Here is a 15,646-nt window from a genome sequence, read left to right as displayed (position 1 = left end):
CGAAGGACAGCAGTTCAAAACGGCGGCCCGGGAGATTCCCGGGCCGCCGTTTTGGTAAACGCGCCGAAGCGTCTGGTTTCGCGGCAGTGAGGGTGAGGATGCGTCTGAGGGAGGGGCTGGCTATGGGAGCTTGCGGGTAGGCCCGAATCCCGCTGCAAAGACCTTTTAGGGGGCCTGGCAGGGGGTAGCTCGGCTTTAGTACCGGTATTCGGGGCGTAGGTACCGGGCATGGGCGGGAAGGTGTAAGGCGGAGCTTGGGGGTGGTGGTGATTTGAGGTAAAGGTCTAGCTTTGAGAAGGTTTAATCTATTATTCACCTTCTTTATTCCTTACAAGCCACATGGCACGCGTTAACAACAACATTATTACCCAAGGCCTGAGCGGTACGCTGGGCGGCACCCTGGTTTTCCGGCAGGTAGGCGGGCAAACCATCGTTTCGGCGGCTCCGCGGGAAACCGATAAGGCGCCCACGGCTAAACAGCTCGTGCATCAGGAGCGCTTTCAAATGGCCGCCCTCTACGCCAAGGCCCAGATTCGGGACGCGGCCAGCAAAGTCGAGTATGAGGCGGGCCGCAGCACCGACAGCACGGCTAATGCCTACGCCATTGCCGTGGCCGATTTCTTACAGGCGCCCGATATTCACCAGATAGACCTGAGCGCCTACGCCGGCAAAAAAGGCGAAGCTATCCGAGTGCGCGTCACCGACGACTTCAAGGTAACCGGCGTGCGGGTGCGCATCGAAAATGGCGACGGTACCCTGGTCGAAGAAGGCGCGGCCAAGGCCGAACCCAACGGCCTCGACTGGACCTACACCGCCACGGCGGCCAATGCTAGCCTGGATGGCGACAAAATCACCATCACGGCCACCGACAAGCCTGGCAACGTTACGACGGAGCAAAAGCAACTGTAGGCCATTGTCTTGGTTTAGTGCTATTCAGCGCCCTGATTGGCCTCAGCTGATCAGGGTGCTTTCCGTATACCCACCGTATACTCACTCCTTAGGCAGGGCTTAGGAGGCGTAGCGGGGAAATACAAAAATGCTTATTCCGGCGGTTGGCTTCCGGGGAGCAAAATCCGTTCGACCACAATCTGGGCCAATGCCTCATAGCTCTGGTGCAGGTGCAGGACCTGGGCAGCGTGGGTGCGCAGAAACCCAACTATCATGTAAATCAGGTGGTGGCGGGGGTAGTGGTGCAGTTGGGTGCGCAGGTCTTCCCCGGCTCCCTGAAGCCACCGCAGGCCTCCATCTGGTTCGATGTCGTTGGCCAGGTCGAGGGCCAAGCTCAGGACCAAGTCCAGGCCCTCGACCTCGTCGGGGCTCAGGGGCTCGGCGGAATCGAGCGGCATGGGTACCAGGCCTTCGCGCAGACCGCCCAGGGGCACATCGGGCACGAACAGGGGGCCACCCAGCTGCTTGATGGCCTGCGCCCACTGCCCAAACAAGGGGAGGGCGGCCTCGAAGGTGGGCACAAACTGCGACTCCCGGGCCGGCCGGACCGCCGGCGACGTGCTGACCAGGTAGAGCCCGTCCTCGATACGCTCGATGCTAAAGTGGCAGAAGGTATCGTCGGTGAGCACCATGCGAAATACCTGCGGCCGCGACTCCGATTGGAACAGCCCGGACGAGAGGCCCGCGTCGCGCAAGAGCTGGAAGAAAAGCTGGGCCTGGTGGGCGAAGAGCATGGCAGGAGTTGGGGAAGCTAGTGTAGAAACAGACCGCCAAACGCTGCTTTCACCAGCTTCAATACTTCCGCAGCCTGGATTGGATTGAGGGCTAAGGCCGTGATGCTACTAATAAAGCCGCCGATAATCCAGTTCTGCCAGTCCTTTTTAGTCAGGCTTTCGGCCTTGACAGAAGCGGTGTTAGTGAGTTCAATTAACTTCTGCCGAGCTGCTTCGGTAGGGCAGCGGCGGCGAAGCTCTGTTGCAAGAGCCGCAACTGGCCTTGTACTTCGGCTAGTTCCTGGCGAGTGAATTTATAGCTCTTGGAGTAGAAATCTATTGTCATGCTGAGCTTGCCGAAGCATCTCTACCGCAGCAGTAATTAGATTTTACCACTGCGGTAGAGATGCTTCGGCAAGCTCAGCATGACGTTCTTTTTTATAAGGTTCCGCTTACACGGCGTAGCCTTCCTCGGTGTGACGGATGAGGCTCAGGGCGGCAGGGTAGCCGGCAGGCGCACCCGGTCGGAAGCCGGGTTGATTAGCTCCAGATTATAAGAGGGTAATTACGCCCCTGCTGCACCATTTTTCACTTGTTCAGCCGCCAGGCCGGGCAGTGTCAGATTACCGTCCTGGTATTTGAGCGTAAACTTTAGTTGGTCGACTTGCCACTCCGTGCCTAGGCGTAGCAGGTGGGCGGTGTATGTGCCCACTACGGTCCAGATATTTCCGCCACTGGGTTGCGGCAGGTAGTGAGTAGCCGTGCCGTAGCAGAAAGCAGTGGCTTCCTGCGCACTCAGCTCCTGCACCTCGAAGTTGCCGAGTTGGTGGTGGGTGTGCACGAAGCCGGGCAGCACGCCTTGCCACGCGGCCAGAATTTGGTCGGGCGTGAGCATCGTGGGCTGCCCCCCGGCCAGGGAAGTATAGTCGAGCAGCACCTGGCTGGCAAAGCTGCGCTTCACCCGGGCCCAGTCGCGTTCATCGGCGCCAACAAAAATATCCGTAACCGCTTTGGTAATTGTAAGATTGTTTTCCGTCATAAGTAAGAGGGTTGAGGGAATGTAAGGGCAACACAGAGGATGCCCAGCATAAGCTCCAGAGGAAGCTGCTTCCCCTGTGGCAAAGGCCACAATTATCCCTTTGATGGATTGAAAATAGTATTCACCGCGAATATTTACACAAAAGTGGCGATGTGCCAGCGCTTTGGCTGCCGCTTATTTAGGTAGGAGAGTAAGCGCCATCAGTACCTAGCGCAATGCGCCTTGTATTGGGTAAATTCGGTGTAGTGCGCCTGCTGTTGTGATATTAGGAGAATGCACAAAGGCCACTACCGGCAAGCAGTGGCCTTTATGCATTGGTGCTGCCGTGGCTCCTGGGTTTTACTCTACCACCACTTTACCCGCTACCTGCCGCCCCTTGGCATCGGTAGCGCGCAGGGTGTAGAGGCCTGGGGTAAGGCCCTGGACTGAAATCCGGGACGTGGCCGAAACTACTGTGGTACGAGCCACGCGGCCCAGCGCATCAGTAAGTTGCACCGGGGTGCCGGCGGGCAGGGCGGGCAGGGCGGGCAGGTGGAGCTGGTCGTGGGCCGGCGAGGGATAGAAGGCCAGGGACTGCCGGGCCGCGGTGGCGGAGCGGGTGACCAGCACGTTGCTGAGGCGGGCGATGAACGTGGCGTCGGTTGAACTGGTAACGACGAGGGGCTCGTTGCTCCAGGTGCTGAGGCCGTTGGCCCGGCCGAGCAGGTGCAGGCCGTTGTTGGCGTCGAGGCCGAGGTGCCAGCCGACGGTGCGGCCGTTGCCCTGGGGCGTCTCGGCCCAGCGGACGGTGCCGCTGGGGTCAAAGGCCACGACCATAGCTGTGTAGTCGTTGAGGGAGCCGCTGAGAACGAAGGAGCCGAAGCGGGCGGTGCGGTAGAACGCGCCGGTTAGATAGGCGTTGCCGTCCGCGTCGACGGTCAGGCCCCAGGTGTCGTCGTTGGAGGAGCTGCCACCGGACCCGGACCACAGGGTCTGGCCGGTCGGGGAGTACTTAACCAGGTAGGAGTCGCTGACGCCGCGGGTGGTGATGGTGGTTGCGCCGAACCGCATGGTCTGGGCGAAGGAGCCGCAGAGGTAGAGGTTGCCGGCCGCGTCGACGGCGGTACGGCTCATAGTCTCGTTGCCGGTGCTGCCGTACTGCCGCACCCATTGGGGCGTACCCTGGGCCGAATAGCGGATAGCGTAGCCATCGGCACGTCCGATGCTGGGGTAGGTGGTGCCGGCTACGCCCAGCGGCACATCGGAGGCCACGCAGAGGTAGGTTTCGCCGCCCACGCCCACGGCCAGCTGGGGCGCGTAGGTGGCGGTGAAGCCCGCAGGCACGTAGGTAAAGGCCGGCTGCAGCCACTGCACCGCCCCGGCAGAAGAGAGCCGCAGCAGGTAGGCCGAGTCGTCGAAGGCGGTGACCGTGGCGCTGCCCACGGTGAGGGTGCCCCGGTAGAGGCCGGTGACGTAGACCTGGCCGGCGCCGTCGACGCCAATGCTGCTGGCCGAGATGGTGGCGCTGCCTGCCACCTGGCAGCCCACCACCCAGGTGGCGGTGCCCTGCGGGGAATAGCGGGCTACGAAACCTTGGGTAAGGCCATTAACGGGCAGTACGACGCCGTTGCCGAAGTCGAGGGTGCCGCGGGTGGCGCCCACTACGTAGACATTGCCGGCCGCGTCGACAGCCACGTCCACGGCCCCGTCCTCGCTGGTAGAGCCTATCTGCCGCACCCAGGCCAGGGTGCCCGCCGGGGTATACTTGGCCAGGTACCCGTCGCCGCCGCCCCGGGAGGTAAGCGTCACGCCGTCGACCACGGTGGAGGCGTTAAAGTAGCCTGCTTCGTAGAAGTTGCCGGCCGCATCGACCACGGCGTGGGTCATGAACTGCGTGCCGCGGCCCAGGGCGCGCACGTCGGTCCAGGTGCGGGTGTTCTGGGCGTGAGCCGGTGCGGCAGCGGCGCTCAGCAGCAGAAGTAGGGAGGAATAAAGAAGCTTCATTGGTAGGAATGAATGGGATAAATGTCAGGCGGCGCACCAGGCTCAGGGCGGCTAAGGTAGCCAGCAGGGGCTCCACCTTCCCGGGCTTTACAGTGCTTGACGCAAGCGGCTATTCGGGCAGCGGTCTGGAGGCTACTCGACCATCACCTTACCGGTCAGCTGCTGACCCTGGGCAGTACTAGCGCGCAGGGTGTAGAGGCCGGGCTTCAGGCCTTGTACCGATACCTGGGCGGCGGCCGAGACGGTAGTAGTGCGGGCGACGCGGCCCAGGGCGTCAAGCAGCTGCACCGGGGTGCCCGCGGGCAGGGCGGGGAAGGAAAGGGTGTTCGTAGCCGGGTTAGGAGAGAAGCTCAGCGTTTGAAAACGGGCGGGCTGTGTGCTCAGAACCGAGCTGCTCAGGCGGGCAAAGATTCCTTCGCCACCCGGGGCCGTAGCTACGGCAATAGGGCCGAAGGAAGCCGTGCCCGTGGAGGAGGCGAAGACGAATACGTCGCCGCCGGCACTGAGACCCAGGTAAATGCCGCTTTCACTGGCGGGCCCACCGGCCTGCTGCACCCAGCGCACCTGGCCTTGGGGCGTGTACGAAGCCAGAACCAGGTCCTGCAAACCGGTACTGGTGAGGGTGGCCGTAGCGGCGGTATTAAAGGTGGCCGTGTTACTGAAATAGCCCGCCACATAAGCATTGCCGGCCGCATCCAGAGCTAGGCCACCAAAGGCGTCGGCTCCGGTTCCCCCGCCACGCTGGGCCCATTCCACGACGCCCTGGGGCGAGTACTTCGTCAGGGCCCCATCGGAGCCACCGGCGCTTACGAGCTGGGTGGTGTTAAACCGGGTAGTTCCCGAAAAGAGGGTAGTCAGATAGACGCTGCCCGTGGCATCCACGGCCAGCGCACTGCCAAAGTCATCGGCTGTGCCGCCTGCCTGTCGGGTCCAGAGCAGCTGGCCCTGCCGGTCGTATTTGGCTAGCAGCACATCCCGGCCGCCGCGGGTCGTGAAGGTCGTGCCACCCAGCACGGGGCTCTGGTAGAAGGTATTCAGCAGGTAGGTTTCGCCGGTGGGAGCTACGGCGATGCGCGGCGCGTAAAAGGCTCCCATAGCGTTGGGGTTGAAGGCGTAGCGAAAGGCCTCGGTCAGGGACTGCAGGGTGCCGGTAGCCCCGTTGAGCCGGGCCAGGAAAGCACCTCCCTCGGGGTCGGAAATAGTGACGCTGGTGGTGCCGATGGTGATTCCCCCGCTGATGGTTCCGGTTACGTACACGTTGCCGGCCGCATCCGTCGCGATACCGCTGCCATCGAGCAGGGAGGCGTTGGCGGGGGTACTTTGGGTGGCCCATTCGGGAGTGCCCTGGGGCGAGTAGCGCACCACAAACAGCCGTTTGCCGGCCGTGGTCGTGCTGGTCAGGCTGAGGTTGTTGCCCAGGGCGATGCTACTGGTAAAGCCGCCTGTGACGTAGGCGTTACCGGCCGCATCCAAGGCCACATCGAAGGCGTTGTCGCGCCCGGCGGCCCCAATCTGCCGCACCCAGGCCAGCGTGCCGGTGGGCGTGTACTTAGCCAGGTAGGCATCATAGTCTCCTTGGCTGGTAAGCGTCGTGCCGGCCACGGTCGTGGTACCCGAGAAAGTGCCGGCCTCATAGGTATTGCCGGCCGCATCCACGGCGGCGCCGCCCTGAAAGGCCGAGCCAACCCCCACGGCGCGGGCGCTAAGCCAAGCGGGAGGAGTGGTTTGGGAGTAAGCGCTACCAGTAACACACAAGCAAGCCAGCAGACTCAGGGACTGGCGAATGAAGGGGGTAGAAAGTGGCATAGAAAAACAAAAGAATTAGCCCGGGAGCGTAGGATGCGGAAGGGGGGTGAAAAATGGGGGCGAAAGGTAGAAGAACTCACCTCCCGTCAGAACGAGACGCACCCCCTTTACTTCGGGTCCGGCCCGGGGGCATAGGTGCCAAACAGCCGGTCCCAGAGCGACGTGTAGAAGCCGAAGTTGTGGGTGTCGTCCTGGTGGTGCTGAAAATGGAAGCCGGAGGAGCCCAGGTGGCGGAGCAGGGGATGGCGGGCCCAGGTGGCCGGAAACGGCTCCACGCCGCAGTGGCCCAGCGCCCCAAACAGCACGTTCACCACCAAATAGGCTATAATGGCCGTCAGGCTGGCCGGGTACACCGCCATGAGCAGCAGCCACAGCCCACCGAAGCCCAGGGTTTCGAGGGGGTGGAGCACAAACAGGTCGATAGGCTGGGGAGCGGTATAGTGGTGGTGCAGGCCGTGCACCCAGCGGTAGAGCACCGAGTGGTGAATGAGGTAGTGGAACACGTACATCAGCAGGTCCATACCGAGGAAGAGCACCAGAAAGTCGAGCAGCACGCGCCAGGAAACGTCTTCCCGAATCCGGATATAGCCGTATTGCCAAAGCAGAAAGCCCAGGAAGGTAATGCCGGTGTTCAGGAGCAGGGTGTAGGCGGCAAACCGGATTTCCTGGGAGCTGATCGGCTGGTATAAGGGGGCCAGCGACCGGGCCCGGCCAAACCCGGCCTGGAGCAGGTACCCAAAGCCCACGGCCAGGAGCAGCACCAACAGGTTTTCGACCAGGAAAAGCGGCAGCGCCACCTGCCAGCTCAGGGTTTTACAGAAATCAAGCAAGGACATAGGGTAGAGCAAAAAGAAAGCAACGGCACCGGCGAAAGTTACCGATTCTTACGCCTCTGCGGACCACAATCGTGCTGCTTGCCCCGTGGGGCAGCCTGGCCTGAGCTACAGGCGGGGCTGGTAAGCCAGCGGGCCGGTTATTCCACTAGTACGCGGCCCCTGTACTGCTGGCCTTTCGCATCGGTAGCGCGCAGCGTGTAAAGGCCGGGCGCGAGGCCCCGCACCGATACCAGGGCCGGGGCCGAAACGGTGATAGCGCAGGCGACGCGGCCCGGCAGGTAAGGTGAGGAGGTGAACCTTCGGGCCGCTGAGCCAAGATTCTCCAAATAGCAACGGCCGCCCCGGAATCCGGAGCGGCCGTTGGGATATACCAGGGTAGCCGAAACGTCTGGGCTTTACTCTACCACTACTTTGCCGGCAAACTGCTGGCCCTGAGCATCGATGGCGCGCAAGGTGTAGAGGCCCGGGGCGAGGCCGCGCACCGATACCTGGGCCGCGGCTGTAAGCGTCGTGGCGCGGGCGACGCGGCCCAGGGCGTCGAGCAGCTGCACCGGGGTGCCGGAGGGCATCCCCAACAGGCTTATCTGGCTATTAGCAGGGTTGGGAAAAGCGAGTAGGGATACTGTCTTTGCCGAGGAACGTATTGCCAGGGGAGAGCTGCTTAGCTGGGCCATAAATAGTTCGGGCGTTGTAGCAGCAGTGGTGAGCGAGGTAGTTCCGAAGGCACAGGTGCCGGTATAACGGCCTAGAACGCGCAGCGTACCGCTCCGGTCGATGCCGATGCCATACGCTCTATCATCTCCGGAGCCACCAGCTTGCTGTACCCACCGCAGTTGGCCCTGGGCCGAGTAGGAGGCTACTATAATGTCGCGGTTGCCGGCGCTGGTGATACTGGCGGTTCCCAACTGGGCTGTGCCGCTGAAGTTGCCAGTGACATATACGTTGCCGGCCGCGTCGAGGGTGGGGCTGCTGAAGGAGTCGGAGCCGGCGCCACCGATGCTGTGTAGCCACTGCAGCGCACCCTGTGGCGAGTACTTGAGCACAAAGCCATCAACGCTACCGGCACCGGGCAGGGTGGTGGTGCCGAACTGAGCCGGCCCAGTGAAGTAGCCACTCAAGTACAGATTGCCCTGGGCGTCGGTGGTACCGGATGAGGGAGTGTCATCACCGGCCCCTCCTAATTGCTGGACCCACTCAAAAGCGCTTTGGGGCGAGTAGTGAGCCACAAATATGTCATCACGGCCGCGGCTGGCAAAGGTGGTGCCACCGAACAGCAGCGGTTGGCTAAGTGACGAGATGAGCAGGTAAACCGCCCCACCTGGCTCTACGGCCATCTGGGGATAAGTAGAGGACACAGCGTTGTCCACAGAGAGCCTGTCGAAGGCTTTGACTACGCCCAAGGGCGTACCAGTAGCCCGGTCGAAGCGCACCAGGAAGGTAGCTGCGCCTATGATATTGTCGACTGCGGCAATGGAGTAAGAGCCAAACGTAATGCTCCTGGTGAAGTTTCCGGTCACGTACACCGTGCCCGCCGTGTCGAGGCCAATGCTACCGCCGCCGGCACTACTGCTTTGGGTATTGAGGCTCTGCTGGGCCCATTCGGGGGTGCCCTCAGGTGAGTAGCACACCACAAATACTTTAGAAGAGAAGTTGTAGGGGGCACCTACAAGGGTTAAGCCATTGCCTAGACTGATTGAACCGTAGAAAAGTCCGGTGATATACACCTTGCCAGCTGCGTCAACGGCTATATCAAGCCCATCTTCGTTGAAAGCTGTTCCTAGTTGGCGAACCCACAGCATCTGCCCGCTTGGGGAATACTTCGCCACGAAGGCGTCACTATAGCCTTGGCAGATAAGAGTCGTATTGCCAATTGTATGGTTCGAGCTAAAAGAGCCTACCTCATAGGTGTTGCCATCGGCATCGAAGGTGTACCCTCTTCCATTGCCGGGGTGGGGGCTCAAGGATACTGCGCCAGACCAGGCCGGTGGCTGGATCAGTGCCTGCGCCTGCGTTTGCAGGGTAAGTTTCAGGGCCAAGGCGATGAGCAGAGCCGTGGTGCGCAGAAAGGGTAGAGCGTAAAAACGGGGCATAGCGAAGGGAAAATAGTGGTGAAAAAACAAGCAACGAGGTAAGGATAATTTATGCTTACACGGCGTAGCTTTCCTCGGTGTGGTGGATGAGTTTCGGAGCGGGCAGGGCCGCGAGTGGCTACCACGGCCGTTATTCCACTATCACGCGGCCACTATACGGCTGACCCTGGCTGTCGGTAGCGCGTAGGGTATAGAGGCCGGGCAGCAGGCCCCGCACCGATACCTGGGCCGCGGCTGTAACCGTCGTGGCGCGGGCAACGCGGCCCAGGGCGTCGAGTAGCTCCACATGGCTACCCACGGGCAGGCCGGGCAGCTGAATCAGGTTGGAAGCCGGGTTGGGGTAGAAGCCCAGGGACTGGGGCTGGGTGGCCCGGGTGCCCAGTACGGCATTGCCCAGGCGCGCTACTACCGACCGGATGGTGCTCTGAGCGGGCAGGGTGGTGCTGCCGAACGTAGCTGCGTCGGTATGGCGCCCGAAAACGTAGATGTCGCCGCGGGCATCCAGGCCCAGATAAGAACCGGTTTCGGGGCCGGGGCCGCCGGCTTGCTGCACCCAGCGCACCGTACCCTGGGGCGAATAGGCCGCCACTACGATGTCGCTGCTGCCGCGGCTGGTAACCGTGGCCGAGCCAATCTGGGCCACGTCACTATACGTGCCTATCAGGTAAGGATTGCCGGCCGCATCGAGCTCTACACCCCCGGATACGTCGGCGCCGGGCCCCCCGCTGGGCTGGGCCCACAGCATGGCACCCTGGGGCGAGTATTTTACCAGGCAGGCATCGTAGCCGCTCGTGCCGAAGCCCGTCACCGTAGTGGTGCCGAAGGTGGCCGAGCCCGTGAAGTACGTAGCGACATACAGGTTGCCGGCGGCATCCACTACGCCCTGGCGCACCCGGTCGTCGTTGGGGCCGCCAATCTGCTGCACCCACTCGAAGGCGCCCTGGGCGTTGAACTTGGCCACCAGCACGTCGTTGCTGCCCCGACTGGTGAGGGTGGTAGAGCCCACTACGGGGCCCAGGGTAAACATATTCAGCAGGTAAGCCTCGCCCGTGGCACTTACCTCTACCCGGGGGTTAGAGAAGCTGCCAGAGCCCGTGGTGGGGTAGTAGAAGCCCGGCGCTAATGACTGTACCGCGCCGGTGGCCGCCGAGAAGCGGGCCAGGTACGTTCCGAAGCCCGATACGCTGCTCGGCAGCGTAATCGTGTTCGTACCGAAGGTGGCGCTGCCCGCGAAAAAGCCGGTGGCATACACATTACCGGCCGCGTCTAAGTCCAGTCCGCTGGCATTGACTTGCGAGGAAGAGGATAGGCTGGACTGCTGAGCCCACAGCGGCACTCCCGCCGAGGAGTAACGCACGATAAAGGCTTTCGAGTTTTGGGTAGGGGTGGTACTGCCTTGCAGGGTAATCGTGCTGCTCAGCGTTATGGCCCCCTCGGAGGTTCCGGAGATGTACACGTCGCCGGCGGCATCCACGGCCACATCCATGACCTGCTCGAGGCCCGGGGAACCAAGGTGGCGCACCCAGGCCAGCGTGCCGCTGGGAGTATACTTGGCCAGATAGGCATCGGTGAAGCCGGTGCTGGTCAGGGTGGTGCCGCCCACTACGGCCGCGTCGGTGAAGTTGCTGACCTCGTAGGTGTTGCCGCTGGCATCCACGGCAAAGCCCCGGTTGTCGTTGGTGAAGTTGGCCACTTCGTAGGCGCTGGTCCAGGCCGGGGCCGTTTGGGCCTGGGCTCCCAGGGCTAAGCCAGCGCAAGCCAGCACCAAGGCCGTCCGGCGCATGGGTAAAAAAGTAGTCGTTGATGACATAGGATTAGGTAAGGGGTAAGGGTAACAGAAAACCGTATGGTGATGAATGAAAAGAAGCCGTTAAATATAGACCAGCGCCGCGCAGAAATGCCGGTAAAAAAGCAACGACTGCGGCCGGCACAGGCAGGCGGCTGAGTCTGGCCCAACAGGGCCCAATGGCTGAGTGCCGCCGGTAGTAGCCGTGGTGAGAACTACATAAGGCGCTGGTAGCTACACCTGTGGCCGGCCACTCACGACCGAATAGAGATACAGAAGAGCTGCTGGCCGGGAAGGCGAAAAACCTGCAAGCAGGACTCCAACGCGGCAACAAGAGGAAAGTAGAGCTGTAGCCATTCTCAAAGGTGGAAATTTTGAGCCAAACCCAAACGGCCGCCCCGGATTCCGGGGCGGCCGTTTGGGTTAAAGCGGAAGGTTAGGTTACTCCACTGCCACTTTGCCCGCCACCGGCTGGCACCTGGCCTCGGTCGTGTGCAAGGAGTAGAGGCCGAACCATGGGCCACAGCCGAAACGGTAGTTTGGTAGGCGACGAGGCGCACGTTAAGGAAGCCCACCGCTACAGCCGCTGCCGCACCTGGCCCAGGATGCGCTGCATCTCATTGCGGGTGGCCTGGTCGTCGCCGGGGATGCCGTTGTTGAGAAAGCTCACGGCCAGCAAGCGGCCGCTGCGGGTACGCACGTAGCCTGCCAGGTTGCAGGTGTGGGTCAGCGTGCCGGTCTTGCCCCAGAACCAGGTGCCCTGGGCATCCTTGTAGCGCCGGTGCAGGGTGCCCTGCCCGCCGCCGCCCGCCAGCAGGCTGAGCAGGCGGGGCTCGGGTACTTCCTGGTGCAGCAGCACCAGCAGGGCGCTCAGCGAGCGGGGTGTGACCAGGTTGAGGCGCGACAGGCCCGAGCCATCGACCCAGGGCAGCTTGTCGGGCAGGGTCTGCAGGTAGTTGCGGCGGGCGTGGCGCAGCACGCGCCAGGCGCTGAGCGAGTCGCGGGGCGGACCCAGCTTGGTGGCGCACATGAGCAGGAGCTGCTCGGCCAGGAAATTGTCGCTCACCCGCAGCATGCGGCGGTAAAGCGAGTCGACCGGGAGGCCCGGCAGCGTCCGGATAGAGTCGAGGCCGGGGCGGGGCTGCCAGGCGGTGTGCACCACGGCCCGGCGCAGCGTGTCGCCGAGCAGGCGCAGCAGTAGGGTGCGGCTGGTGTGGTAGGGCACTTCATCCACCCACTTCTTGGGAGCCGGAAAGTACGTAAAGCGGTTGTCGAGCTGGGCCCGGCTTACGTGCTGGTCGGGGTTGTGGCCCAGCAGGTCGTCGGCCTCGGCCAGGCTGGTGAGCGGGGCAAAGGGGCGAGGCAGCACCCGCACCCGCTGGGGTGGCGTCGGGGCCTGCTTGCCAGCCGAGGCGCGGAGCGGGGCACTGGCGTAGAAGCGCACGGTGTTGCCGTAGAGCGGAAAGGCCGTGCGCTCGGGCTGGAAGTAGTAGTTGAAGTCGTCCCAGGCCCAACTGGGGCCGTAGGGGGGCGGGGTGGCAATGTCGCAATAAGCCAGCAGCCGCTCGGGGCGACGGACCAGGAAGGTGTAGGCCCGCCGCGAGGGCACGTCGCCGTGCAGGAAGGTTGGGTCGCCGGTGCCCTGGAAAAACAGGGTGTCGTGGCGGCTGAAGTAGCGCAGGCTGGGCAGCGAGTCGCCGAGCAGGCGCATACCGGTGTAGAAGGTAAAGAGCTTCATCACGCTGGCCGGGGTGAAGTAGCGGGCCTCGTTGAGGCCATACACGGCTTCACCCGTAGTGGCGTCGGTGATGCTCAACCCCACCTGGTGCTGGCGAAAAGCCGGGGCGGCCGTCAGCAGGGAGTCGAGCCAGGGCAGGGAGGCCGCGCCGGGCTTGAGGGTGTCGGGCGCGGCGGGCTTGGAACTCTGGGCGCAGGCCAGGGGCTGGGCCGAGCTCCAGACCAGGAGTAGCAGGAAGTAGACGGGTCGTAGTAGCAGCACAGCCTGCAAGTTAGGCAGTACAGCCGGCTACTACCGCTTTTTGCCGGAAACGCTTAGACGTTTTCGGCAAATTCCAGCACGTTGCCGTGCAGGTCGGCCACAAAGCCGCAGCGCTTGCCAATAGGCAGGACGGTGAACGGCTCCCGGACAACGCTGACGCCTTGGGCGCGCAGTGCGGCCAGCGTCTCATCCAGGTTTTCGACTTCGAAGCAGAGATGATGAAACCCCGACGATATGGGCTGGGCAGGAACATGGGCCGAGCCGGCTGCGGCATCGTGCAGCACTTCCAGCCAGAAGCTGTCGTCATTAGCCGGGGCCAGAAAAGCTAGTTGCAGCTCGCCCACGGTCCATTCCTTGAGCACTCGAAAGCCCAGCTTCTGGGTATACCACCGCAGGGTGCCCGCGTAGTCGGTTGTGCGCAGGCCGATGTGGCCGGCTTTAAGTTGGCCATGGGGGCCGGTCGGATTTTTCTTTGGCAGCAGGATACTCGTGTATTCCATGTTGTGGTTGGGTTGGTACAAGGGGCCTGAAAGAAACGGGCGGATAGCTACCCGCCCGTTTCCATGACCGAGCAAGTTTTGGTGGCCTACCAGGGGCTGATGCCGGTTTTGGGGGCGTTGTCGTCGCTGAAAAACTGACTGGTGGGGCCGTCGGGGCCGAGCAGGGCGGCTTTTACCACGCGGGCGGCGGCATCCTGCACGCTGCCCGGGCCACTGTGGTGGTTGAAGTCGGTGGCGGTGTAGCCCGGGTCCACGGCGTTGACTTTGAAGGGCGTCTCGCGCAGCTCGTAGGCCAGCATAATCGTGTAGGCGTTCAGGGCTGCTTTCGAGGGCCCGTAGGCCGCGCCCTTCACCGGGTAATACTTCCAGGTCGGGTCGTTGTGCAACGTCAACGAGCCCAGGCCCGAAGTCACGTTGACAATCCGCGGCGCGGCCGACTCGCGCAGCAAATCCAGAAAGGCCTGGGTGACTTCCATAACCCCGAAGACGTTGGTTTCGAATACGTCCCGGACCAGGCTGACGGCCGTGGTCAGCGTCGGCTGGGGCATGCCCCCGCTGATGCCGGCGTTGTTGATGAGCACGTCCAGAACGCGGGTTTTCTGGCCCAGCTCGGCGCGGGCGGCGGCAATGGAGGCCGGGTCGGTGACGTCAATCGGCAGGGCTTCTACCTCAGCCAAGCCTTCGGCCTTAAGCTGGTCGGCGGCCTGTTGGCCTTTCGCCTGGTCGCGGCTGCCCAGGTACACGTGGTAGCCGAGCTGGAGCAGTTGGCGGGCAGTTTCGAAGCCGATGCTTTTGTTGGCGCCGGTAATAAGAGCGGTTTTCATGGGGCTGGTAAATAGAGGACTAAATGAACAGCACAAAACTACCGGACCCCTCGGGCGCCGCTGGCACCCATTCTGCGGTATTAGTGGTACATTTTGCGGATGCTGCTGCGGTACTCGGCCGGCGTCACGCCTACTTCGCGCTTAAAGAAACGGTTGAAGTAGGATGCATCCGAAAACCCGAGGTCGAAGGCAATTTCCTTGAGGGCCAAGGGGGTGTAAAACAGCAGGCGGCGGGCTTCGAGTACCAGCCGCTCATGAATGTGCTTGATGGCGGGCCGCCCGCTCTGGGCCTTGACTACTTCGCTCAGGTGCCCGGCCGAAATATGCAGCTGCTCGGCGTAGGCGCTTACCTCGTGCAATTCGCGGAAGCTTTCCTCAATGCGGGCCCGGTACGTTTGGAGCAGCAGCTGGTCGGCCGACAGTTCGCCGCCGGTAAACTGCTCGGTGTAGAGCCGGCTCAGGTAGGTAAGCAGCACCGTGAGGTAGGCCGTGAGCATGCGGTGCTGCCACTCGCCGGGACGCTGGTATTCGGCCGAGAGCTTGGCCAGCATTTCTTCCACAAAGGTCCAATCGGCGTCGGAGAGCAGTAATTCGTGGCCGTTGTGCGGATTCAGAATCAGGGGCAATTCCCGCAGAGCGGCATTCTGCTGCAGGGTCAGAAACTCGTTGGTAAAGGTGAGGTAGGTGCCCCAAAACGGTGTGGGGGCCTCCTTGACCAGAATCTGGTGGGGGGCCGTAAAGTAAAGCGTGCGGTTTTTACGCTCGTAGGAGGTCATATCCACCCAGTGCCGGCCCTGGTTCTGCTTTACAAACACCAGCAGGTAATAGGCCTTGCGGTGCGGAATCAGCAAATCCTCCTCGTACACCAGCGCGCCCTCCGACTGGGTAATGGTGAAGGGCTGACTGCCTTTGGGCCCGGCTGCGCCGCTGTGCTCGGAGGTGTATATCGGGATAGGGGGCTTGCTGGGAAAGGAATACATACTCTGGGAGGGCTAATGTGGGGGCAACATACGAAGCCTGCACCAGCCCCTAACCACGCCCGGGCCGAATGGTTGGTGCGGCGGGCAGTTTAGCAGCGGGCCTGCAAGCTTGGGCGCAAAAAAGCCGGCCCCCGCTCACCGC

At 62.6% G+C, this 15,646-nt stretch carries 12 protein-coding genes; 1 reads left to right on the top strand and 11 read right to left on the bottom strand.

Going from position 1 to position 15,646, the window contains the following annotated elements; translation table 11 throughout:
- Nucleotides 1-339 precede the first annotated feature (339 nt).
- On the top strand, nt 340-909 hold the full coding sequence (locus tag MUN80_RS21005) for a hypothetical protein (protein ID WP_244715996.1): 570 nt from the start codon (nt 340-342) through the stop codon (nt 907-909).
- A 131-nt stretch (nt 910-1,040) separates the two neighbouring features.
- Here MUN80_RS21005 and MUN80_RS21000 read toward each other — a convergent pair whose 3' ends face one another.
- The 11 genes from MUN80_RS21000 to MUN80_RS20950 all read right to left on the bottom strand — a co-directional run bounded on the left by MUN80_RS21000 (nt 1,041) and on the right by MUN80_RS20950 (nt 15,504).
- On the bottom strand, nt 1,041-1,682 hold the full coding sequence (locus MUN80_RS21000; RefSeq protein WP_244715994.1) for a hypothetical protein: 642 nt from the start codon (nt 1,680-1,682) through the stop codon (nt 1,041-1,043).
- A gap of 544 nt (nt 1,683-2,226) precedes the next feature.
- Nucleotides 2,227-2,700, bottom strand: coding sequence for a nuclear transport factor 2 family protein (locus tag MUN80_RS20995; protein ID WP_244715992.1), 474 nt, complete (start codon nt 2,698-2,700; stop codon nt 2,227-2,229).
- Between the two features lie 339 nt (nt 2,701-3,039).
- On the bottom strand, nt 3,040-4,683 hold the full coding sequence (locus MUN80_RS20990) for a T9SS type A sorting domain-containing protein (protein ID WP_244715990.1): 1,644 nt from the start codon (nt 4,681-4,683) through the stop codon (nt 3,040-3,042).
- 132 nt (nt 4,684-4,815) lie between these two features.
- Entirely contained in the window at nt 4,816-6,489 is a 1,674-nt protein-coding gene (locus tag MUN80_RS20985) for an SBBP repeat-containing protein (protein ID WP_244715989.1), read from the bottom strand.
- Nucleotides 6,490-6,596: 107 nt separating this feature from the next.
- On the bottom strand, nt 6,597-7,325 hold the full coding sequence (locus MUN80_RS20980) for a sterol desaturase family protein (RefSeq protein WP_244715988.1): 729 nt from the start codon (nt 7,323-7,325) through the stop codon (nt 6,597-6,599).
- A 395-nt stretch (nt 7,326-7,720) separates the two neighbouring features.
- Nucleotides 7,721-9,415: a T9SS type A sorting domain-containing protein gene (locus tag MUN80_RS20975; protein WP_244715987.1), complete on the bottom strand. Its 1,695-nt coding sequence runs from the start codon at nt 9,413-9,415 to the stop codon at nt 7,721-7,723.
- A gap of 130 nt (nt 9,416-9,545) precedes the next feature.
- A complete protein-coding gene (locus MUN80_RS20970; RefSeq protein ID WP_244715986.1) occupies nt 9,546-11,225 on the bottom strand; it encodes a T9SS type A sorting domain-containing protein in 1,680 nt (559 codons plus the stop codon).
- A gap of 553 nt (nt 11,226-11,778) precedes the next feature.
- Nucleotides 11,779-13,200, bottom strand: coding sequence for a D-alanyl-D-alanine carboxypeptidase (locus MUN80_RS20965; RefSeq protein WP_244715985.1), 1,422 nt, complete (start codon nt 13,198-13,200; stop codon nt 11,779-11,781).
- Nucleotides 13,201-13,253: 53 nt separating this feature from the next.
- A complete protein-coding gene (locus MUN80_RS20960; protein ID WP_244715984.1) occupies nt 13,254-13,700 on the bottom strand; it encodes a VOC family protein in 447 nt (148 codons plus the stop codon).
- An 86-nt stretch (nt 13,701-13,786) separates the two neighbouring features.
- A complete protein-coding gene (locus tag MUN80_RS20955; protein ID WP_244715983.1) occupies nt 13,787-14,524 on the bottom strand; it encodes an SDR family oxidoreductase in 738 nt (245 codons plus the stop codon).
- A gap of 80 nt (nt 14,525-14,604) precedes the next feature.
- Nucleotides 14,605-15,504, bottom strand: a complete 900-nt coding sequence (locus MUN80_RS20950; protein ID WP_244715982.1) for a helix-turn-helix domain-containing protein — start codon at nt 15,502-15,504, stop codon at nt 14,605-14,607.
- Nucleotides 15,505-15,646: the final 142 nt, after the last annotated feature.

This window comes from Hymenobacter cellulosivorans (assembly GCF_022919135.1).
GTDB classification, from domain to species: domain Bacteria; phylum Bacteroidota; class Bacteroidia; order Cytophagales; family Hymenobacteraceae; genus Hymenobacter; species Hymenobacter cellulosivorans.
The sequence above is the reverse complement of the archived record's forward strand: the minus strand, read 5'-3'. Positions and strand labels throughout refer to the sequence as shown.